The following is a 22,836-nucleotide window of genomic DNA, read 5'->3' as shown; positions in this document are numbered from 1 at the left end:
ATTTATGGGGAAAAGAAATGGATTATGGCAGTATCTACAAGTATTAAATATATTTGTAATATTGCTCCATCTGGTGATCCTGAAAACAGAAAATACTAACTTTCTTTCCACAGAAACAAAATACCATTACAGTCAGGAAAAGACTTCTCATAAAAAATGCAATAAGCTTGATCTTGCAGATAACAACAGAACTCCGATAAAATGTAACAGTAATTATTGTTCAGGTTTTTCTCTGTTTTTTACTGCTTCTTTACATTCTTTTACCTTTGAAAAATTTATGGATCAGGAAATAAGCAACGGCTATTTCTTATATGATGATCCACCTTATTCTTCATTTTTTAATTCTATCTGGATTCCTCCTAAAATAACAGGATAAATTTCAGCTATCGTGAAATAATACGATCTGGAGATTTACATAAGAAATCTTGTTATCTAATCAAATAATCACATGACCAACTCCTGTTCATGGTGCTGTCATGTTGATTTAATCAATAAATGAATTAAAAAATAATGAAAATAATACTATCAAAACTCGATAAGAATACAGTCAATATATATGCAATCTGTAGAATACTTATTGGACTCTTCTTTTTTATAGCGGGCTTTAATAAACTTTTCCATCCTATTTTTCAGGGATATATGTTGAACACTATAAGCTCTATTGGATTCCCATTTCCACAGTTTACGGCGAATTTTACGGCTTTCTGTGAATGTGTATTCGGGCTATTTCTAATGCTGGGTTTCTGGACGAGAATAAGCTCTGTGTTTTTAATCATCATTATTCTGGTTGCATTATTTACGCATGATCTCAGTTCAATTCCTAAGGAATTAGTTCCTGTAAAACCTGAAACAGGAATTTATGAAGTAGATCCTTTTACATGGCTGAGCTATTTTCTTTATCTGCCTCAGACATTGTATCTTTTGTTTTTGCTCCTGTTTTTGTTCCAGGGGTGTACAGGTTTCGGACTTGATGCTTTCAGGAAAACAAAATCAGGAAATAGTTAGTGATTTTAAGCAGCTCTCTTTTTGGGAGCTGTTTTTTTGTTGGAAAATCGCAAAGACGCAAGATTTTTCTAAATTTTATGTATGATTTTTAAGGCGCAAGAAAATCCAAGATTTCCAGCAAGAGATGTTTTCTAAATTTTCTCGCAGATAAAAAGCAAACTATGCTGTATTCAATTTTATCGAAGATAAAATCCTTGCGTCTTATAGCAGCCTTTTTTATATTATTTTGCGTCTTTGCGTTTATAAAAATATTTAGGAAAAAGCATTTAAAAATAAAAAACGCAAAGTTTTAATGGTTTCAGATTTTCACTAAAAATGAGTAATGATAGTATCAAAAGACTGTATCATTGATCTTCCCCTATGAAGCCTCAAAATAAAGTAAAACATTAAAATCTTTGCGTTTAATAGATCATCCTTTTCTTTTTAATTTTATACTTATTTTCTTATGATAAGACTGATTTTGTTATCGTAATAAGGCTCATTGTAATAACGACCATTCCCAGGACGATAAACATTTTCTTTGTTGGAAGTTTTGAAGTCAGCATTGCAGAAAACGGAGCGGTGAAAACACCACCCAGCAAAAGCCCCAAAACAATATTCCAGTGATGGATACCTATTGTGAAAATGAATGTAATGGCACTGGTAATAGTTAGTAAAAACTTGGCAACAGTAGAACTTCCCACTACATAACGGGGAATCCTTCCCTCTTTGATCAATGTTCCGGTTACCAATGGTCCCCAACCGCCTCCTGCAAAGGAATCAATAAAGCCACCTACCAATCCTAATATTCTCAGATTCGTTCTTCGTTTGGTTTTACCTTGCCCTGATTTTTTACCTTTAAATGCATTTCTTAAGATATTAATTCCAAGATATAAAGTATAGCAGGCAATAATAGGTTTTACAATATGAGCATAATGTTCGCCATAATGAGACAGGGTTAATGCTCCGATAACAGAACCTACAATAGCCAGCGGGAATAGTACCCACACCATTTTCTTATTGACATTTCCCAGTTTATAATGACTGAAACTTCCGGCGGCAGTAGTAAAAGATTCCGCAGAATGAATACTTGCACTCACAACAGGCGGCGGAACATTAAGCAGTAAAAGTATTGTGGTACATATGACTCCATAGCCCATCCCCATTGATCCGGCGACAATTTCTGCCATGAAGCCTGCAAACAGCATCCAGTAAAAGATATGACCGTCTTTATTCAGAAAGTACTGAATATCACCGGAAAGATTGAACTGGTACACCACAAGTCCGAATAACCCAAAAAGAAGTAGAATTCCAATAATTGCAAGGTAAATATTAGCTTTTCTCTGAGCGATTTTGGTAATATTGATCAGCTTTTCAATTTCCATATCCGGTTTTGAAGAAGCTTTTCCGTCAGAAAGATATTCTGTGGTGATTTTGTTAAGTTCTTTCACTTTATAATTGAAGTCTCCGGTGAGTTGATTACGGATATGCTGCATATTATTTAAGACATGATCCATTTCGTCAGGAATAACTTCGGTAAAGGTTTCCCTTAATCTCTTGGCAATAGTAGGAGATTTTCCGTTGGTGGAAATAGCAATCTTAAGACTTCCTTTTTTAACAATAGAACCTAAATAAAAGTCACACAGGTCCGGTTTATCTGCAATATTCACCAAAACATTTTTTTGCTGGGCTTTTTCTCTGATTTCTCCTGCCAGTTCAATATCATTTACTGCAATAATCGCAAGATCTACATCATTAAAATCATGCTCGTCGTAAGCTCTTTCATGAATAATCAGATTAGAAAACTCATTTTCCAAGATCCTGACTTCAGGAATAATTTCCTTGGCCACCAGTTTGATGGACGTTTCCGGAGAATTTCCAAGTACCGATTCCAGTTTTTCAAGGGCAACCTTACCACCGCCAATGATCAGCAGTGACAGGTTTTCAAGTTTTAAAAATATGGGATATAATGAATTGCTCATCCTGATTACAGTTTTAAGTCATAAGTAAAAGCGAGATAATATAGTCCTCCGATTTCAGGACCCGCTGCATATTGCAAATAACGGCGGTTCAGTAAATTGGTTGCCCCAATTTTTACATTTGCACGGATTTCCGGAAGCTTCCATGTAGCCTGAGCATCAATGGTATAATACGCAGGAATTGCTCCAGACGCTAAAGGACTCTCCCACATAAAACCGCTCTGCCATCTTGCAACAAGCGTAAACCCGATATTTTTGACAATCTCCCTGTTTCCGAGACTTACATTTACCATCCATTTCGGAGTGTTGAATGCGGTGATAAACAAATCTGAGGTATTATTGGAAGCAAGATCATTATAAGAAACATTGGTGTTCACATTATAATTTCCTGTAATATTATATCGGATTCCCAGAGAGGTTCCATAACTTTTGTAGGTACTGTTGCTATTGGTATATACTCTGTATCTGTCCTGTTTACTTCTGTCAAGCATCGCAAGAACGGCAGCATTGCTTCCTATCTGGCTGTTTTTAGGTACTGCGACTTCTACCTGTCCCAGGAATCCTTCATAAATGTTGTAATAAAAATCCCAGTCCAGCACCAGTTTATTGTTGAAAAAAGTAGATTTGTACCCTATTTCAAACGAATTGATCTTTTCCGGCTGTAATTTTTGAAGATTGGCTACGGTTAAAAGCTGTTTATTATCCTGAGCTGCCTGAGCCTGAGTTTTTCCGGCATCTACATCTGCATTCACTGCTGAAGTGAATTTATCAATGGAAGCTAATGTATAAGAGTTTTCCAGATAGCCTAATCCGTCATTTACTTTTGAAAGTCCGCCTACTCTTCTTACATTTCCGTTGTTTACGAAAGAAAGTGCTTCAAAAAGGGAGGGAAAACGATATCCATTCTGAAAAGAAGCTCTGAAATTATGCTCTTTAACCGGAGAATACACCACACTGATTCTCGGATTTAATTTGGCTTCAAATTCCGGGTTTCTGTCGATACGTAAGGCTGCATTAATTTTTAATTTATCATTAAAGAAAAGCTTTGTAATCTGAGCAAAAGCTCCATATTTCTGATAAATAACATCTTTCCCGAAGGTACCGTTGGCTAAAGGAATATTTCTTTCACTTACAGGACGATCGAAATCAACAAAATTGTTTCCATCCGGAGTAATGCTATAGAGGCGATAATCTATACCAGCAAGAAGGTTGAATATTTTTACAAATCTGCTGAAATCATAGGTAAGTTCACCCTGATAAAAGCGGGATTTCTGTTCAAGTTTGGCACCTCCTGTTGCCGGAGCTCCTGCAATTCCTGCATTGGCAGAATCCCAGTTGTTGATTCCGATAATGATGTTTTTTAACTGTTCAAAGGCTGCGGTTCCGGGTACTGCTCTATTTTTATCTGCCTCCTGGCGGGCGATAATAAATGCATCATTAAGATTGGCTCCTGCATTTAAGTTATTCTGAAGAGCTGTCTGGAATATGTTTTTCCAATTGGTATTAGAAAGATTTGTCAAATCTAGATTGTCTGCCAAAGGCTTCAGGTTATAAGAATCACCAGTGTTTTCTATAGACACATACGCTCTGAAGGTCAGTTCTTTTCCTGTAAGCTCTATTTTATGATTCTGAACGGTGGCATTCTGCAACCGGATTTTATTTCCCCTTTGAAAAGTGCCGTCCAGCAAACCATACCGATAGACATAAGAAGTTCTCCACTGATCTCCGAAACGGTAATATAATCCTGCATCGAACTTGATATTTTTCACGTCAGGACTCACAAGATCTTTCTCCAGATATCCTGTTCTGGAAACGTTGAATGTGGTAGGTTTTCCATTATAATCCACTTTTACGGCGACACGGTTGTTTCTTTCATCACCATACTTATTCCATAGGTCTTCAGCCGGATTATTAGCCAATGCAAAATTAGGATTAGCAGTGATTAATGATCCTGGGTTCTGATCTGTAAGATTGTTGGAAATCCAGTCTGTTCCGCTGAAATAGGAAGCATTCACCTTCACTGCAAAGTTTTTATTGATCACTTTTGCAAAGCGGATGGCACTTTCTCCCAGGGAACTTATTTTATGATTGACATTGTCTACATGATTCACCCCGCCACGGAAATAAAGGCTTATTCCTTCAGACGTAAATGGATCTTTGGTTTGTAAACTTGCCAGTCCGTTGATGGCATTCATTCCGTACAATGCTGAAGCGGCTCCAGGAGTGACTTCCATAGATTGAATATCCAGTTCCGTAGGTCCTATTGCATTTCCTAAGGGAACACCCAGTGTTGCAGACTGTACATCTACACCGTCTACCAACTGCATAAAACGGAAATTATTCGGTGAATTGAACCCTCTGGAATTAGGGATTTTTAAAGTGAGACTGGATGTTAAAAGCTGTAACCCTTTTACATTTTCAAGTGTTTCATAGAATGAAGCTGCCGGACTTTCCCTGATGGTTTTAATATCAATTTTTTCAATCGCGATCGGTGATCTTAATATCTTTTCCGGAACTCTGGAGGCGGAGATCACTACATCATCAATAATCGTATTTTGAGGATTCAGTCCTATCGTAATTTTGTTGGAAGGAGAAAGAATCTCAACAGTTTGACTGGAAAAACCGTCTTTCTGAACAACTACCCTGAACGGAATAGTAACTCTTGTTCTGATTTTAAAGTTACCCTGCTGATCCGTTAATGCGATATCTTGTGTGTTTTCGATCTGTATTTTTACAGAATCAAGCGCCTTATGTGTACCTGTATTTTTGATGCTTCCGCTAAGCTCTATAAGCTGCTGCTGCGCTTCCGCCAGGTTAAAAAATAGAAATGTGAATGCGATAATGCCTGCTTTAGGTAGAATTTTCCCCTGTTTTTTGTTTTTCATTTTTTCTTCATTTTTTAGATTGAGAATGAAGCTGTCTGAATTTTAATTTAACCACAAATCGAAGATTCGACGAAGTCAAAAGACACAAAAGTTTTTAAACACTTAAGTTTTTGATTAAAAGGTTTGATACTGTCGGATATTACATTAAAGGCTTGGCATTCCCCTCCTTTGGAGGGGTGTCAAATCTTTGATTTGACGGGGTGGTTTAAGCCATTAATATTATTGCTGAGATTGCTTCACCTTCGGTTCGCAATGACAGTCTGTTAGACTTCCATGATTCAAAAACTTCAAACAGCTTTGATTGTATTGTTATTCAAGAATCAACAACACATGCACATTCGTCTACCTAAATGAAGAGGTTTAGTTTTTTTGTTTTTTTTCAGATCATCATGAAAAGTAGTCATATAATTAATTTAAGGTATGTAAGTAACGGTATGAAAAATCACCAAATGTTTCCTCTGTAAGTCTTTTCTGCACATAAATCCCGAAAAGCTCATCCAATGTGGTAAGAATCTCTTCTTCACCTATATTTTCTTTAAATTTTGTATTTAGTCGCATTCCTAAGCGGTCTCCTCCGATGTGAAGATTGTATTTTCCATAGGCTGTTCCTACAAATCCTATTTCTGCATTCGGAGATCTTCCGCATCCATTAGGACAGCCGGTCATACGGATCGTGATATCTTCTTCTAAAAGACCATATTTTTCAAGGATAGGTTCTATTTTGGTGACCAAAGAAGGAAGGTAACGCTGAGCTTCCGCTAAAGCAAGTGAACAGGTATTCAAAGCGACACAGGCAACAGAATTTTTACGTAAGGCACTTGCTCCATTGGTATATTCTGAAATTCCATGTTCTTTTAAAATAACTTCAATTTCAGCTTTATCTTTTTCATCAATATCAGCCAGAATAAGGTTTTGGTTGCAGGTAAAACGGAAATTGGCTTTACCAGTCTGTGCTACTTTTAATAACCCTGATTTTAAAGGATATTCAGCTGTATTAAGGATTCTTCCATGCTCTACAAATACGGTATAAAACCATTTTCCTTCATGGTTCTGAATCCAGCCGTAGCGGTCTTTTCTCTGTTCAAACTTAAATTCACGGGCCGGTTCAAAACTGAATCCTGTTCTTTTTTCTACTTCAGCTCTGTACTCATCGATACCCAATTTATCAATCGTATATTTTAATCTTGATAATTTTCGGTCGCTTCTGTTACCAAAGTCTCTTTGAACCGTAATGATTTCGTAGACGGCTTTTAATACTTTTTCTTCGGTATCGACAAATCCAAGAATGGATGCGAGACGGGCGTACGTGGCCTCATTTCCATGAGTGGCTCCCAGTCCGCCTCCAGCCGCAATATTGTAACCTACAATTTTATTATTTTCAATGATAGCGATCAATGCAATATCATTGATGAATACGTCCACATCATTATTGGGGGGAACGGCAATTCCTATTTTCAGTTTTCTTGGAAGATATCTGTCCTGATATAATGGATCTTCCTCCGCTTTTCGGTCTATCAGAAGTTCATCATCAATCCAGATATCATAATAGGATTGGGTTTTTGGAAGACACATTTCACTGATTTTGCCAGCCAGTTCATAAGCTTCTTTGTGCAAAGGGGATTCTGAAGGATTGGCTGTACAGGTTACATTTCTGTTGACATCTCCACAAGCCGCAATAGAATCCAGATGCTGCAGATTGAAGCTTTGAATGGTAGGTCTTAAATGAGATTTTAAAATACCATGCAGCTGAATGGTTTGTCTTGTCGTTACTTTAATGGTTCCTGTGGAATGATCTTCAGCCGTATCATTCAATCCTACCCATTGTTCCGGAGTTAAAAAGCCACCGGGAAGTCTCAATCTGATCATATAAGAATACAGCCATTCCAGTTTTTTGGAGACACGCTCTTCCCTTCGGTCTCTGTCGTCCTGTTGGTACATTCCATGAAATTTGATCAGTGTCTGATCATCTTCCCTTATGGCTCCGGTAATAGTATCAGCAAGGCTCTCTTTTAAAGATCCTCTGAGCCCGTTACTGCTGGTTTTAATCCTTTCTACCGGTGAAAGGTTTTCTTTATCGTTGTTCATAACTGTTTCCTTTAATTTTTACTTCTTTTTAATAAACATCTTTAGCATATCTGCCGCTAAGCTCCATATCTTCCAGGTAAAGTACAGCATCATCTTTGCTGCGTTTTCCTTCATTCTGAATAATGTTCAGAAGTGTTTGTTCTACATCACGAGCCATCGGTTCTTTGGCTCCGCATACATATACTGAAGCACCGCCTTCAAGCCAGTAGAATATTTCCTGAGATTTTTGCTCCAGCCTGTGCTGAACGTATACTTTTTCATTGGTATCTCTGGAAAAAGCAAGATCTAAATGAGTTAAGCTGCCTGTTTTAATAAAATCCTGAAGTTCCGCCTGGTAAAGGAAATCTGAAACGAAATTCCTGTCCCCGAAAAACAGCCAGTTTCTTCCTTCTGCACCTGTAGCATCACGTTCCCAAAGGAATGATCTGAAAGGTGCGATACCTGTTCCCGGCCCTATCATGATGATGTCTTTGTCAGCTTCCGGAAGTTTGAAATGACCAGCATCCTGAATATAAAACTCTACCTCTTCTCCTTCTTTGAATTCACTCAGAAAACCACTGCATAATCCGTTCTGTTTCTGATGGTCAATAAAGAACTCTGATCTGGCAACGGTAATATGAATTTCCGTATCACCATGAGCTTCCAAAGAGGAAGAAATGGAATACAGACGGGGTGCCTGAGCAGTTAATATCTGAATGATTTCTTCAAATTCATCTGCATTTTTTACCGGATAAATTCTAAGGAGATCAAGAAGACTGAGTCTAACTTCCGGAATGGAATGTCCCGTTATTTTCGCATATTGAGCAACTACGGATTTAAGTAAATAGCTAATATTAAGATGCTTGTGTAGTAATTCTTCAACAGAAGCTTTAATCTTTGATGTTTCTATCTGTTTTTGAGGATCAATTCCTGTCAGCGTAATAATTTCATCCACAACAGATTTTGAATTGAAAGGGATAATACCCAAAGCAGCGCCGGGTTGATAGGCAAGCGCTTCTTCTGTTTCAATTTCGATATGATAGGTTTCTTTTTCAGAAGTAATATCGTTCAGATTGATGATCGTTGAAGCTTTTCCCTGATATTTCTTTCTTCCGGTAGAAATCTTTGGAGCTGAAATATTTTTAGTACTCTGATCAGTATTTTTATTGACCGTTTCAAATACATGTTCTATCCAGTGAGAGGCTTCCTGCTCGTAATCAATATCACATTTTTTTAACGGAATAATACGCTGTGCTCCCAATATTTCAAAACGTGAATCTACATCTTCACCGGTTTGGCAGAACAAAGGATAACTGCTGTCTCCCAATGCCAGCACTCCATATTTAAGTCCGCTAAGATTAATTTCATTTTCATGGATATGATCATAGAATTTTTTAGCAAGAGCTGGCGGTTCCCCCTCTCCCTGAGTGCTGATCACGATGAAAAAGAACTCTTCTTTAGCCAGATCTTTAGGTTTGTATTGAGAAAGGTCAGCCAGTTTAACCTGAAGTCCTTTTTTCTTAACGATACCTGCCAATGCTGTAGCCAGTTTTTTGCTGTTTCCGGTTTCTGTTCCGTAAGCCAGGGTTATTTTTTTTACGGTATTCTGTGCAATAGCAGTTGTTTGCTGTGGTGGCAGTACAGCCGTCAATGAAGTTCCTCCGGCAATACCCGCAAGATATCCGCTTGCCCAGATGGCTTCGTCTCTGGTAAGGTCTCCGGAAATTTGTTTTAATACATTTAATTTAGTTTCAGACAGCATATTCAAAGAAATTTTGAGTGGTAGGGATTAGACTTCCGTTTTCTACAGATTTAAAATAAAGACCTTCCTGTTCAGCATTTTCAAGCCACGAAAATTCTTCATGCAGATTGACAATTTTACCGACAACAACCAAAGAAGGTGATGCAAAGGCTTTATCTCCGAATTTTTCGTTAAAATCTTCAAATGATGAAGTGTACACTTTTTGGTAAGGCGTTGTAGCCTGCTCAATGACTGCAATTTTTTTATCACCTGAAATCTCAAGCTGCTTCAGCTTTTCTACAAGAGGGGTAAGATTTCCTTTAGACATATAGAAAACAAGGGTATCATTGGTCAAAGCAAGTTCTTTCCAGTATTCTTCAGTCACGATCTCTGATTTATAATAGGTCAGAAAACGTACTGATGTGGAATATCCTCTCGCTGTTAAAGGCATCCCTGCAAAGGCTGCTGCTCCTAAAGCTGCTGTAATTCCGGGAATAATTTCGTAAGGAATATGATTTTCTTTTAAAGCCTGCAGTTCATCCAGAATATTGGAGAATATGGAAACATCTCCTCCTTTCAGTCTTACAATGGTTTTATTCAGAAGAGCATATTCCACCATCAATGTATTGATATGGGACTGAGGGGTGGATGCATTTTTGCTACATTCTTTGCCTACATAGATGACCTCTGTATTTTCATTGACGTATGTCTCCAGAATCTCAGGACTTACAAGGCGGTCACATAAAATGATGTCTGCTTCTGCAATTGCTTTTACTGCTTTTACAGTAATCAGTTCAGGGTTGCCGGGCCCTGCACCGATAAGGTAAACCTTTGGTGATTTTATATTTGTTTTCATTGAAGTAATTGTTAGTTAAGGATTTAGAAGAGTCCTTCTACAGACAGATACCTTTCTCCGGTATCGTAATTAATTGTCAGGATTTTAGCGTTAGGTTGTATTTCCGGTAAATGTTTTGCGATAGCTGCTAAAGCGGCTCCCGTGGAAACTCCTACAAAAAGGCCTTCTTTTTTAGCTGCATTCAGAGCATATTCATAAGCTTCTTCCTTGCCAACTTTGATGACCCCGTCCAAAAGGGTAATATCCAGAATGGAAGGAACAAATCCTGCTCCTAGTCCCTGCAGTGGGTGCGGCGCCGGGCTTCCTCCACTTAAAACAGGAGATAATTCCGGTTCTACGGCAAAAACTTTTACGTTTGGATATTTTTCTTTTACTGCTTTTGCAATTCCGGTGATGTGTCCTCCGGTTCCTACTCCGGTAATGATGTAATCCAGACCGTCTGGGAAGTCTTTTAAAATTTCCTGAGCGGTTGTTTCCACATGTACTTTTACGTTGGCAGGATTGTCAAACTGTTTCGGAATCCATGAATTGGGTGTTTCTTCGGCAAGTTCATTGGCTTTTTCGATAGCGCCTTTCATTCCTTTTTCTCTTGGAGTAAGGACAAATTCGGCACCGTAAGCTTCCATAATTTTACGGCGTTCTATGCTCATGCTGTCAGGCATTACAAGAATCAGCTTGTATCCTTTTACGGCAGCTACCAGAGCCAGTCCTATTCCTGTATTTCCACTGGTAGGTTCTATAATGGTGCTGTCTTTATTTAATAATCCTTTTGCTTCAGCAGCTTCAATCATTGCCAGAGCAATTCTGTCTTTAATGCTTCCGCCGGGGTTGCTTTTTTCAAGTTTAATCCAGATTTCATGATCTGAATTGAATAGTGTATTAATTTTCACGACGGGAGTATTTCCAATCGTTTCTAATGCGTTCTGAAATCTCATATCAATTTACTTTTTTTGTTTTTTTAAATCACAAAGGTTAATGATTCCGGTAATGAAGTATTATCCTTTATTTTTATTTCACTTTTGTGGTAGACCAGAGAGTTGGCGGGAACATCCTGTGTAATCCATACATTTCCTCCTATGATGCTTTCTCTTCCTATGGTAGTTTCACCTCCCAAAATGGTTGCCCCCGAATAGATAATCACATCATCTTCAATATTGGGATGCCTTTTCTGATGGGCTTTTTCTTTGGAAACATTCAAGGCTCCTAGAGTAACTCCCTGATAGATTTTGACATTATTCCCAATAATTGTTGTTTCTCCGATCACAATTCCTGTTCCGTGATCAATGAAAAAAGACTTTCCAATGGTTGCTCCCGGATGAATATCAATTCCGGTTTTACTGTGGGCATATTCTGAAATGACACGCGGTAAAATTTTCACGTTCTGACTCCACAACTGGTGCGAAATACGGTAGACATACGTGGCGAAAAAGCCGGGATATGCCAGATATACTTCTTCCAGAGAGTCAGCGGCAGGATCAAACTCTACAATAGATTTTGCATCCAGTACCAACTGATCATAAAGGCCAGGCAGCGCTTCAAAAAACTGATCAACCTGTTTTTCAGTACTGTCCTGATGTTCCGTTACCGTATTGATCTGTTCAGAAAGTGTGTTCTGCAGCGCTTCAAAATTTCTTTTAAGCTGTTCTTCAGTATTATCATTCTGAGGAAGGAAGAGTGTTTCATACAAATCCTTAACCCATCTTTTTGTCTTTATTTTGTCGAAGAATCCATGAATGTTATTTTGTTTGGTCTGATGAATTCTTTGCATTAAGTAATCGGAAATTGCCATTTTTTCTATTGAATTATACAGGCTGCTACCGTTGAATTGGACGTTTCATCCACCAAGATGGCAGAGCCCGTTGTTTTATTAAAGGTAAAGCTATCATAGACCAAAGGCTGTGCCGTTCGCAGGGTAACTTTTACAATTTCGTTCAGTTTAATTTCGCTGTCTGCCTGTTCCTGAATCAAGGTGTTGACATTGATTTTGTAATCTACTTCTTTCACAACTGCTTTTACCAGTCTGCTGTTCTGCTGTAACAGATATTTATTCCCCGGCTGCAATGGTTTCTGATCTAGCCAGCATAAAAGCACTTCAAGATCTTTTTCAACTGTCGGAATCTGTTCTTCTGTGGCAAAAATATCTCCTCTGCTTATATCTAAATCATGGGCAAGGTGGATCACGGCAGGCTGGCCTTCAAAAGCTTCTTCTTTTTCAATGCCATTGATCTCAATCTTAGTGATTTCGGTTGTCAGATCAGCCGGAAGAATATGAATTTTGTCTCCTTTTGAGAATTTTCCACTTAATATTTGTCCGGCATATCCTCTGTAATCATGCAGTTCTTCAGTCTGAGGACGAATGACATACTGAACCTGAAAACGGCTTCCATTATTTTCTTCTTCATTCAGGGTTACTTCTTCAAGATATTCCAAAAGAGAATTTCCTTTGTACCAATCTGTTCTGGTAGATGTTGACACTATATTGTCTCCTTTCAGTGCTGAGATTGGGAAATAGGTGACATCGTTTAATCCAAGATTTTCTGCAATTTTTGAATATTCTGATTTAATGTTTTCAAAAACCTCTTCGGAATAATCCACCATATCCATTTTGTTAATAGCTACAGCGACTTTCTTTAATTGTAATAAAGAAGCGATGATAGAATGTCTTCTGGTTTGTTCAATCACTCCTTTTCTTGCATCGATCAGAATGACCATCAGATCAGAGTTGGATGCTCCGGTGATCATATTACGGGTATATTGTACATGGCCCGGCGCATCAGCGATGATAAATTTTCTTTTTGCGGTTGAAAAATAGCGGTAGGCAACATCAATGGTGATTCCCTGTTCTCTTTCTGCACGCAGACCATCCGTTAAAAGGGCAAGGTCTACCCCGTCTTCATTTTTATTTTTAGAATGTTTTTCCAGAACTTCCAACTGATCCTGTAAAATACTTTTGCTATCGTAAAGCAATCTGCCGATAAGGGTACTTTTTCCGTCATCTACGCTTCCTGCTGTTATAAATCTTAATATATCCATCCGATTTTAATTATAAATAATGAGTAATTGATAATGAGTAATTTTATTGTTAGTAAAGGTTGTCTGTCCTATTACTTATTACTCATCGCTGATTGCTTATCTAGAAGTAGCCTCCTTTTTTTCGGTCTTCCATTGCTGCTTCTGTTACACGGTCGTCAATTCTGGTTTCTCCGCGTTCTGAAATTCTGGTGGCTACTATTTCTTCTATGACTGAATCAATGGTAACTGCATTGGATTCTACAGCCGCAGTGCAGGTCATATCTCCCACGGTACGGTAGCGTATTTTTTTGGTGGTGACAATATCTTCCGGTTCCAGGAAAACGTGTGTAGAGTTGGCAAGCCACTGGCCATTAAAATCTACCACTTCCCTTTCATGCGAGAAATAAATGGAAGGCAATGCTATTTTCTCTCTTCGGATATAGTTCCAGATATCGAGCTCTGTCCAGTTGCTGATAGGGAAAACTCTTACATTTTCTCCTTTGTGGATTTTCCCGTTAAAGATATTCCACAACTCAGGACGTTGAAGTTTAGGATCCCACTGCCCGAATTCATCACGTACAGAAAATATTCTTTCCTTGGCGCGGGCTTTTTCTTCATCTCTGCGAGCTCCTCCGATACAGGCATCAAATTCAAATTCTTCAACTGTATCAAGAAGTGTATAGGTTTGAAGCCAGTTTCTGCTTGGGAACTTACCTTTAGCCTCGGTTAGTTTTTTACTTTTTATAGTGTCTTCTACTTTTCTTACTGCAAGATTAACATCCAACTGCTTTACCAGCTGATCACGGAAATCCAATACTTCCGGAAAGTTGTGTCCTGTATCTACGTGCACAAATGTAAACGGGATTTTCCCATGGAAAAATGCTTTTCTTGCCAGGTGAGCCAGTACAATACTGTCTTTTCCCCCACTGAATAATAAGGACGGGCGTTCAAATTGGCCTGCTACTTCTCTTAATATGTAAATAGATTCGGCCTCTAACTGATCTAAATAATTTAACTGCTGTATTGACATTTTTTTATTTTTTTATTGATGAATATGCAGACCGCATTCTTTTTTGTTGGCATCTTCCCACCACCATCGGCCGGCTCTGAAATCTTCCCCTTCTTTAATTGCTCTGGTACAGGGTTCGCATCCTATGCTGACAAATCCTTTTTTATGAAGATGATTGTAGGGTAAGTGATGATCTTTTACATAGTCTGTCACTTGCTCTGAAGTCCAGTGAAGGATGGGATGATATTTAATGATTTTATTATCAGGATCCCACTCCAGCTGAGGCATATTCTGTCGGTTGGCAGAATGTTCTGATCTAAGCCCCGTTATCCATACTTCATAGCCTTCCAGTGCTTTTTTTAAAGGGTGAACTTTTCGGATGGTACAGCATGCTTTTCTCTTTTCTACGGATTGGTAGAATGAATCGGGGCCATTTTCTGTAACAAATTCTCTGAGTTCTTCTGTATCCGGATAATAGGCTTTGATGTTCTTTTTGAAGAAAGCCTTTGTGGAAGTCCAGGTTTCGTAGGTTTGTTCAAAAAGCCTTCCTGTATCCAGGGTAAATATTTCAATATTTAAATCTTTTATCAGATGAGTGATGATCTGATCTTCATAGCTGAAACTGGTTGAAAAGATCACCTTATCCGGAAATTTTTCAGTCAGTAATTGCAGCCCATTAGTTTGAAAAGAAGCTTCAGAAGCCTCTTTTACAAGATTTTCAAATTCATTTTTCAGACTGTTTTCCATTTTGAATTGAGATTTTAATCCTACAAATATATACAAAATTCTATAACTCCTATCAAAATAGTAGAATTTAGATAAAAAATTTTTATTTTTTGCTGATAAACTTAGTCAGAGTGGCTTCCATCATGCTTGTTCTCGTCTTTTCACGAACGATCATAAGTTCTTTTCTCAGGTAACAGACCGCTTCATCCACACAATCATCACAAGCTTCATAAAAGTTTAAAGAAACGCATGGCGTTAATGCAATAGGACCGTCAAAAATACGGTAAATGTCTGCTAATGAAACCTCATCGGGTGATTTTAATAGATAATAACCTCCTACTTTACCTTGTTTGCTGTTAACAAGTTTGGCTCTTTTAAGTTCAAGAAGAATTTGTTCCAGAAATTTTTTGGGGATGTTCTCATCTTGTGCAATAATGGAGGTTGACAGAAAGCCCTGGTTATAATTCCTTGCTAATCTGACCATTGCTTTGAGCGCATATTTGCAACGTTTCGACATCATAATTCCTGCAAGTTATGATAAATTATTATATAAATGAAATGTTTTCCGTGTATAGCTTAACCACAAAAGTCACAAAAGATAAAAAATGCTTAAGTTGATTTTAATTTATAGATAAGTTTACTTAAGCTTAAAAATCAAAAAAATTTTATTGATTTTTTCTTTCTGGACCTACCCTTTATATTAATAACCCTTATAGGTTTGTGAAACTTATAAGGGTTAAATTTTTATGATGAGATATTTGGGAAAGCCACCCGTCAAAAATTCTTTGAATTTTCGCCACCCCTCCAGTGGAGGGGAATTTACAGACCGTCTTTCTCAATATCAGGATCTGTTTATTATTTCTGTAAGATGAAATAAGCAAGTTCCCTATCTTCGCGTTTTAGGTTTTCAATTCTCTTAAAGTTGTTGTTCAGAAGGACTTTCTGAGATCCGATATTATCGAGATCGGTTACAGCAACGATATCTTTATTAAGTTTCAATGAAGAGCAGTAGTCGACAAGGGCTTTACAAACCTCAGTTCCAAGACCTTTTCCCCAATAATTTTCTCCTAAAGTATATCCTATTTCCAGCTGGTCAGGATTATCAAGGAAGATTCTGGCCAGACACATTCCTACAAAATCGTTATTATGAGTGTTAAATATTCCCCATCTGCTGAAGGGGCCTGTTTCATAATCTGCGAGTGCTTTGTCAAACATCTCTTTATATTCTTCAGGAGTTTTGTATGGCAGATAGCGGGTAACATTTTCATTTTCAAAAAGAGTGGAAAACAAAGGAAATTCTTCAGGTGTAAATTCACGGATGATGATGATGTCGTTTTTATAATGCATTGGAATTGTAATTACAGAATAAAAGTACACAAATAAACCAGAAACTGAACCTATATAATAAAAAATTGGGCTTACAATGAAGCCCAATCAACTGCATATGAATATTAAACTATTATTCATATTTCTGAGAAAAGTGTTTTGTTATTTAAAAAGTTTTAAACCAATCTGTAACTGCTTTGAAGTAATAATCAGGAGGTTGATGGTGTAGCAGACCACCGCCGCCAGAATATTGTCCATAGGTTAGCGTTTGATCTTATTTTTTAATGAATTTTTGGGAAGATTTTCCTAAAGTAGTTTCAATATCAATTAAATAAGTTCCGCTTAGAAAGTGTTTAACATCAACCTTATCACCAATAACTTTAGCATTCATTTTTCTTCCAAACATATCATAAACAGAAATTGATTTGATTTTCCCTTTTGTTTTAATATTCAATACATCAGAAACTGGATTTGGATAGATAGAAGTTTCTGAGTTTGCTGTATCGACATCTGCTGTGGATAATGATAATGCACAAGGGGTTGTAATACTGCCATTTGGTTGTGTATTGTATCTAAACTCAGTTACAGAATAACCTGAACCATTGGCCCCAACAGTCAGTTTGAAATAGCCGTTAATATTGTAGCCCTCGAATTGGTTTCTAAAACCAACATAAGCGGTTTGGCCAGACCAGTTAGTGTATGTAGGAGTATACACGTCAAGTTGTCCGGGAGTACCAGTTGGGTAACCTATATTATTTGCATTAGTTATAGTAGTGCAAGCCGGAATTAAACTGATATTTCTTGTTCCTGTCTGGCAAACTAATCCTTTCCAATAGGTTTCCAATTTTAATTGATTGGCTCCATAGTACCAGGCGCCATACCCTGCATCATCACTAAGCTCCGGGTTAATGATAAAATATTTCCAAGTTGCCCCGGAGTTGGTGGTTACTGTTGTAGCTGTTGGATTGGCATAACTTTCCAGAGGAGTTCCTGTAACTATTTTATAGGGATCTTTGTAAGAAAAAGTTAATGCCAAAGCTGTAGTTGATCCTAATGAAGTTGCGCTTCCTGTTATAGCCGGATTTAGGAACGTAATTGATGAATTCAGGACCTGACTTTTAGGATGACTGGTTGCCGCACCGTTTATGGTAAGTGTAGCAGTAGTAGGGCTTGTAACTACTATAGCTGCTGTTAGTCCTGCTGGTAATGAAGAAGTGAAATGTGTTCCTGCAGTAAGAGTTGTTCCATTTGGTACGGCAAATGTTGCTCCGTTTAGCGTAATCGTTGATGTAGGGGCAGATGCTACTGTTCCATCTAATGACACGGCTCCATTATTGTTTAAGTTCTCTGTAAATGTACTGTTGCTAAGGGTTAATCTAGGAGGAGTACTGGCAACTCCGGTTGCGGCTAAGTTGGCAGGCTGCCATAAATTCATTCGCGAAGGATGGTTTAATGCTGCCAGCATTCTGCTAACTTGTCCATTGGTAAACATTTTATAACAACCGGAGGAACCATTGTATCCCATATAGTTTTCAACGTTTACTTTTTGTCCAAGGCAATTGTTTCCAGCTGTACATCCTAATCCGGAAGAAGTATTTTCTACAGGGGTGTCAGCAACTCCATCACCATCATTACTAGGATTTGCAGTTGAACATGGAACGTTAAACGTATGTTGAAGATTTAACCAATGCCCGAATTCGTGAGTAAATGTATCAGAAAACTCGTTTGAAGCCGCTGTTCCTGCAGCATTAAATATATAACGTCCATTATAAACAACTCTGGCTGTATTTACTGAAGTCATGTATGAATCCGGATACCACGCAACTCCTGATTGATATAAATCTTTATTAGAATACAGATCATTTTGTATATACACATTCATATACTTTGCATTATCCCATGCATCTGTGCCAATTTCTGCATCATATCCACCTCCGTTGCCATATCCACCTTTGAAAGGGTGAAATACCACTCCGCTTGTTGCTTTTCCGGTTGGATCGATTTTCGCTAATCGAAATTCAATACTTAATGCTCCTCTGATAGATTGGAAATCAGGATCCACAGTATTTGAATCAGTGTTGATTCCATTGAAATTTAAGTTGATTTGTTGCAGTAAGTCAACTACTTTTTGGTAATTTACTTTTACATTACTCTGAGATTCTCCATACACATGAAAAACTACAGGGATGATGTACGTTGGATTGCTGATCCTATTATTCAATGAATTTTTGTCTGAACCCATTTTTTTTACGAAATCTTGGGTGTATTTCTCAAAATTTTCATATTCAGCCTTAGATTTAGGGTGCAGTTCAAAATGTTTTTTCATCATTTCATCTGCTTTACACTCATGAGGTCTGTTTTCCTGAGCAAAACCTACTATTGGAAATAGGGAAACAAGTACTAGTAATTTAAATTTTTTCATAAATTTTGGATTTGTTTGTTAATAAATTATTTGGGTTTAATTTTGTGTGTTTTGTGATGTTTTTTTAACTAAATCTTTCAGGGTTGAATATCTTTATCTCAACCGTTGGCTTTTGGTCATTGGCAAGTTCTGATACTGTTTTTCCGAAAATCGGTCCTAAACTTAACCCCATCATACCGCCGCCGCCTGCGATAATCAGGTTTTTCAATTGGGAAGATTGTCCCAGATAAGGCAGCCCATCCGGTGCGCAGGGTCTGTAACCAAACCAGATTTCAGATTCTTTTTTATAATGCATCTGAAAGTCAGGTAAATATTGAGGAATAGACCGGACGATACCTTCTACTCTTTTTATGTTAATTTTATCATGGTGGGAAGCCAGTTCCATCGTTCCACCGAAACGGATCTGCCCATTCATAGGAGTGACAGCTACTCTTGCTTCCAGTAATAAAGCAGCATGATTCATGGTATTAACCGGATTTTCAGGGGTATGCATGAAAGAATATCCTTTTCCGGGCATTAATGGAATTTTGATTCCTGCCTTCTGAGCCAGTTCAGGGAGAAATGAACCTCCGGTCATGACGAAACGGTCTGCTGTAAACTTTTTATCATTGGCAATTATGGCTTTAATCATATTTCCTGATTTTTCAAACCCGGTTACTTTGTGATGAGTATGAAAAGTGACACCATTATTTTTAAGATAAGAGATCATTTGTTTCATCAGTTTCATCGGATTCATATGGCCGTCACATTTGTAATTGATCCCTCCTATGACATCCATCCGGATATTAGGCTCAAGTTCCTGAATCCCTTTTTTATCCAAAATATCAACAGATAATCCCAGACTGATCGCTTTATGGGCAAGTTCTGTTTCTTCTTCCCTTACTTTTTCGGTTTTGTAAAGCATCAGAATACCATTTTGATTAAGCTCAAAATCAAATTCATCCTTTGAGGCAATCTCGTTGTAGAGGATGCTGCTCGCCAGATTAAGGTCTCTGATGGCTGTTGCTGAGCGGTCCACATGCTTTTGATTGGAGTGTTTTAAGAATTTTATCCCCCAGGAAAACAGGTCAGAATTCAATGAAGGCTTTACATAAAACGGACTTTTGCTATCAAACATCCAGCGGATTCCTTGTGCCACAACACCCGGTGCCGCTAACGGTGTAAAGTGGCTGGGCACAATCATTCCTGCATTGCCATAAGAACAATTGTTGGAAAGATCGTTCTGTTCCAGAATTTCTACACTCCAGCCTTTCTCTAAAAGGTAATAGGCGGAGCTTAAACCTGCTATTCCTGCACCTATAATGAGTGCTTTTCCTTTATTTTGTGTCATATGTTTGTTTACATAACCTGAAATCCCTGCCAATAAGGATCTTCATCATCAATAATAATATGATTATAACCGGTGATTCTTGCCCAGCCTTCTACTGAAGGGATAATTGCCGGTTTTCCGTCAACAATATCCGTTCCTTCAATTCTCCCGATAAACTGGGATCCGATATAGCTTTCATGGATAAACTCTTCTCCTTCTTTTAATTTTCCTTTAGCATACCATTGAGCCATTCTTGCAGAGGTACCTGTTCCACATGGTGAACGGTCCAAAGCGTTCTCTCCTACTAATACAGCATTTCGCCCGCTTGCTTCAGGATCTGTAGGATTGCCTGTCCATTGAATATGGCTTAATCCGGTAATGTGTTCATTTTCAGGATGAATAAATTGATATTTGTCATTGAGTAATTTTCTGATGATTTTTCCATAATGAATAAGCTGGCTGGCTGTAAAATCGGAAATATCTCTGAAATTTTCCTGAGGATCTATAATCGCATAGAAGTTGCCTCCATAAGCTACATCCGCTTTTATTACTCCGAGATCCGGACAATCAACTTCAAGATTTTCAGCATACAGAAAGGATTTTACGTTGGTTAGTTTTACAGAGGTTACTTTTTTGCCTTCCTGTACATAATCAATGAGAATCAGTCCGGCTGGTGTTTCAAGGCGCAGCTTGCCGGGGATTTTAGGAAAAATCAAACCTTCTTCTATAGCAATGGTTACTGTACCTATCGTTCCGTGTCCGCACATGGGAAGACATCCGCTGGTTTCAATATATAAAACTCCGATATCGTTTTCTTCGTCAATAGGCGGATACAAAATACTTCCACTCATCATATCATGACCACGGGGTTCAAACATAAGCCCTTTCCGGATCCAGTCGTATTCTTCCATAAAATGAAGCCGGCGCTCCATCATGGATTTCCCTTTTAAAATAGGGCCTCCTCCTGCTACAAGACGTACAGGGCAGCCGCAGGTGTGTGAATCTATACAAAAAAATGTTCTGTTCATGTGGTTTGTAATTTTAATGATTCTGAATTGACTTCTCCATCTATTATTCTGCTGATTCGCAACGGATTTTCATTCCTCAATTCTTCGGGTAAAAATTCATCCGGCCAGTTTTGGAAAGAAATAGGACGGATAAACCTCCTGACAGCATCCGGACCTACGGAGGTAAAACGGGAATCAGTAGTGGAAGGAAAAGGACCTCCATGCTGCATGGCATAAACAACTTCCACCCCCGTAGGCATTCCGTTGAATAGTAACCTTCCGCATTTATCCTTCAAAAGATTGATTAGTACAAGATGATTCCGGGCATCTTCATCGGTAGCTGCTATGGTAATTGTTAACTGCCCTTTCAGTTGTTTAGCGATTTCCGTCATCTCTTCCTGAGTTTCGCAAGTTACAATGATACCAAAAGGCCCGAATACCTCTTCACTTAGCACAGGATTTTTCATGAAGTTTTTGGCGTTGGTTTCTATCACGATAGCATGTCCGTAACCCTCATTAATTTCTGTATCTGCTGTTGCAATAATATGTACTTCAGGCTGTTCTGCTGCAAAAGTTTTATGTTTTTCAAAACTTTCATAAATTCCTTTGTGAAGCATCTTTGCGGGAACGGCTGTCTGAATTTCATTTTTCAGGGTAATGATAAAACGGTCCAGAGATTCTCCTTTAAGAGCAATACATACTCCCGGATTGGTACAGAATTGTCCCACTCCTAATGTTAAGGATAAAAGATATTCTTTAGCGAACACTTCTGCTCTGTTTTCAAGCAAATCCGGCAGGGCAAATATTGGATTGATGCTGCCCATTTCTGCAAAAACGGGAATAGGATCTTCACGGCGATTTGCCATATCGAACAACGCTTTTCCTCCGGCAAATGAACCGGTAAATGCAACAGCTCTGATCTCTTTATGCTGAACCAAATAAGCCCCAATATCATGGGATGTTCCGGTAATATGGCTAAAGATTCCTTCAGGCCAGCCCCATTCTTTCACAGCAGCTGTTATAGCATCAGCCATGAGTTGAGAGGTCTTAGGATGAGCCGGATGAGCTTTTACAATAACAGGACAACCTGCTCCAATAGCACTTGCTGTATCACCGCCCACTGTAGAAAAAGCAAACGGGAAATTACTGGCTCCAAAAACAACTACAGGTCCTATACCCACATTATATTTTCGGATGTCTCCCTTTTGTTTGTCAGATTGTGCAAGATCAATTCTTGGTTCTGTATATATTCCGGTGGCTACTGCTTTGGCATAACTTCTCCATTGTCCTGTTGTTCTTGCTTTTTCACCAGTAAGTCTGGCTAAAGGCAGCGATGTTTCAGTATGGGCTGTTGTCAAAAGTTCTTCTCCCAGTGCTTCAATTTGATCGGCAACAGTGTTCATGAAGGCAGCCCGTTCTTTTACAGTGGTATTCTTCAGGAACTGATAGGCTTCAGCTGCCAACTGAATTCTTTTATCAATATCTTGTGTTGATGTTTCTTTAAGCATAATTGTTT

Annotated in this window: 18 protein-coding genes; 2 read left to right on the top strand and 16 right to left on the bottom strand. The window is 38.3% G+C overall.

Annotation, left to right across the window (positions count from 1 at the left end; all coding sequences use genetic code 11):
* Positions 1-4: 4 nt before the first annotated feature.
* The gene (locus tag AC57AW_RS14280) at positions 5-376 is read left to right on the top strand and encodes a hypothetical protein (RefSeq protein ID WP_496352424.1); all 372 of its coding nucleotides are present in this window, start codon (positions 5-7) and stop codon (positions 374-376) included.
* Between the two features lie 134 nt (positions 377-510).
* The gene (locus AC57AW_RS14275) at positions 511-1,005 is read left to right on the top strand and encodes a DoxX family protein (RefSeq protein WP_496352423.1); all 495 of its coding nucleotides are present in this window, start codon (positions 511-513) and stop codon (positions 1,003-1,005) included.
* 443 nt (positions 1,006-1,448) lie between these two features.
* Here AC57AW_RS14275 and AC57AW_RS14270 read toward each other — a convergent pair whose 3' ends face one another.
* The 16 genes from AC57AW_RS14270 to AC57AW_RS14195 all read right to left on the bottom strand — a co-directional run bounded on the left by AC57AW_RS14270 (position 1,449) and on the right by AC57AW_RS14195 (position 22,828).
* Positions 1,449-2,966 carry a TSUP family transporter gene (locus tag AC57AW_RS14270; protein WP_496352422.1) on the bottom strand — a complete coding sequence of 506 codons (1,518 nt, stop codon included), beginning with the start codon at positions 2,964-2,966 and terminating at the stop codon, positions 1,449-1,451.
* Between the two features lie 5 nt (positions 2,967-2,971).
* The gene (locus AC57AW_RS14265; RefSeq protein WP_496352421.1) at positions 2,972-5,848 is read right to left on the bottom strand and encodes a TonB-dependent receptor; all 2,877 of its coding nucleotides are present in this window, start codon (positions 5,846-5,848) and stop codon (positions 2,972-2,974) included.
* Positions 5,849-6,256: 408 nt separating this feature from the next.
* Positions 6,257-7,933, bottom strand: a complete 1,677-nt coding sequence (locus tag AC57AW_RS14260) for an NADPH-dependent assimilatory sulfite reductase hemoprotein subunit (protein ID WP_496352420.1) — start codon at positions 7,931-7,933, stop codon at positions 6,257-6,259.
* Between the two features lie 28 nt (positions 7,934-7,961).
* Positions 7,962-9,674, bottom strand: coding sequence for a diflavin oxidoreductase (locus AC57AW_RS14255; RefSeq protein ID WP_496352419.1), 1,713 nt, complete (start codon positions 9,672-9,674; stop codon positions 7,962-7,964).
* Entirely contained in the window at positions 9,664-10,509 is an 846-nt protein-coding gene (gene cobA / locus AC57AW_RS14250) for a uroporphyrinogen-III C-methyltransferase (RefSeq protein ID WP_496352418.1), read from the bottom strand. The genes AC57AW_RS14255 and cobA overlap by 11 nt, the downstream gene beginning before the upstream one ends.
* 23 nt (positions 10,510-10,532) lie before the next feature.
* The gene (cysK, locus tag AC57AW_RS14245; protein WP_496352417.1) at positions 10,533-11,444 is read right to left on the bottom strand and encodes a cysteine synthase A; all 912 of its coding nucleotides are present in this window, start codon (positions 11,442-11,444) and stop codon (positions 10,533-10,535) included.
* 23 nt (positions 11,445-11,467) lie between these two features.
* Complete coding sequence (gene epsC, locus AC57AW_RS14240; protein ID WP_496352416.1) at positions 11,468-12,298, bottom strand: serine O-acetyltransferase EpsC; 831 nt, start codon at positions 12,296-12,298, stop codon at positions 11,468-11,470.
* Positions 12,299-12,303: 5 nt separating this feature from the next.
* Positions 12,304-13,542, bottom strand: coding sequence for a sulfate adenylyltransferase subunit 1 (locus tag AC57AW_RS14235; RefSeq protein ID WP_496352415.1), 1,239 nt, complete (start codon positions 13,540-13,542; stop codon positions 12,304-12,306).
* A 100-nt stretch (positions 13,543-13,642) separates the two neighbouring features.
* Positions 13,643-14,551, bottom strand: coding sequence for a sulfate adenylyltransferase subunit CysD (cysD, locus tag AC57AW_RS14230; RefSeq protein ID WP_496352414.1), 909 nt, complete (start codon positions 14,549-14,551; stop codon positions 13,643-13,645).
* Between the two features lie 12 nt (positions 14,552-14,563).
* Positions 14,564-15,277, bottom strand: coding sequence for a phosphoadenylyl-sulfate reductase (locus AC57AW_RS14225; protein ID WP_496352413.1), 714 nt, complete (start codon positions 15,275-15,277; stop codon positions 14,564-14,566).
* 82 nt (positions 15,278-15,359) lie between these two features.
* Entirely contained in the window at positions 15,360-15,776 is a 417-nt protein-coding gene (locus AC57AW_RS14220) for an RrF2 family transcriptional regulator (protein WP_318845770.1), read from the bottom strand.
* 335 nt (positions 15,777-16,111) lie between these two features.
* Positions 16,112-16,603 (bottom strand): GNAT family N-acetyltransferase, encoded by a 492-nt coding sequence (locus tag AC57AW_RS14215; protein WP_496352412.1) that lies wholly within the window; start codon positions 16,601-16,603, stop codon positions 16,112-16,114.
* Positions 16,604-16,856: 253 nt separating this feature from the next.
* Positions 16,857-19,004: a zinc-dependent metalloprotease gene (locus AC57AW_RS14210; protein ID WP_496352411.1), complete on the bottom strand. Its 2,148-nt coding sequence runs from the start codon at positions 19,002-19,004 to the stop codon at positions 16,857-16,859.
* A gap of 64 nt (positions 19,005-19,068) precedes the next feature.
* The gene (locus AC57AW_RS14205) at positions 19,069-20,334 is read right to left on the bottom strand and encodes an NAD(P)/FAD-dependent oxidoreductase (RefSeq protein WP_496352410.1); all 1,266 of its coding nucleotides are present in this window, start codon (positions 20,332-20,334) and stop codon (positions 19,069-19,071) included.
* Positions 20,335-20,342: 8 nt separating this feature from the next.
* Positions 20,343-21,341 (bottom strand): 4-hydroxyproline epimerase, encoded by a 999-nt coding sequence (locus AC57AW_RS14200; protein ID WP_496352409.1) that lies wholly within the window; start codon positions 21,339-21,341, stop codon positions 20,343-20,345.
* Entirely contained in the window at positions 21,338-22,828 is a 1,491-nt protein-coding gene (locus tag AC57AW_RS14195; protein WP_496352408.1) for an aldehyde dehydrogenase (NADP(+)), read from the bottom strand. Before AC57AW_RS14195 ends, AC57AW_RS14200 begins: the two co-directional genes overlap by 4 nt.
* Positions 22,829-22,836: the final 8 nt, after the last annotated feature.

This window comes from Chryseobacterium sp. BGA-UO-ETr-SB22, assembly GCF_059567885.1.
The sequence above is the reverse complement of the archived record's forward strand: the minus strand, read 5'-3'. Positions and strand labels throughout refer to the sequence as shown.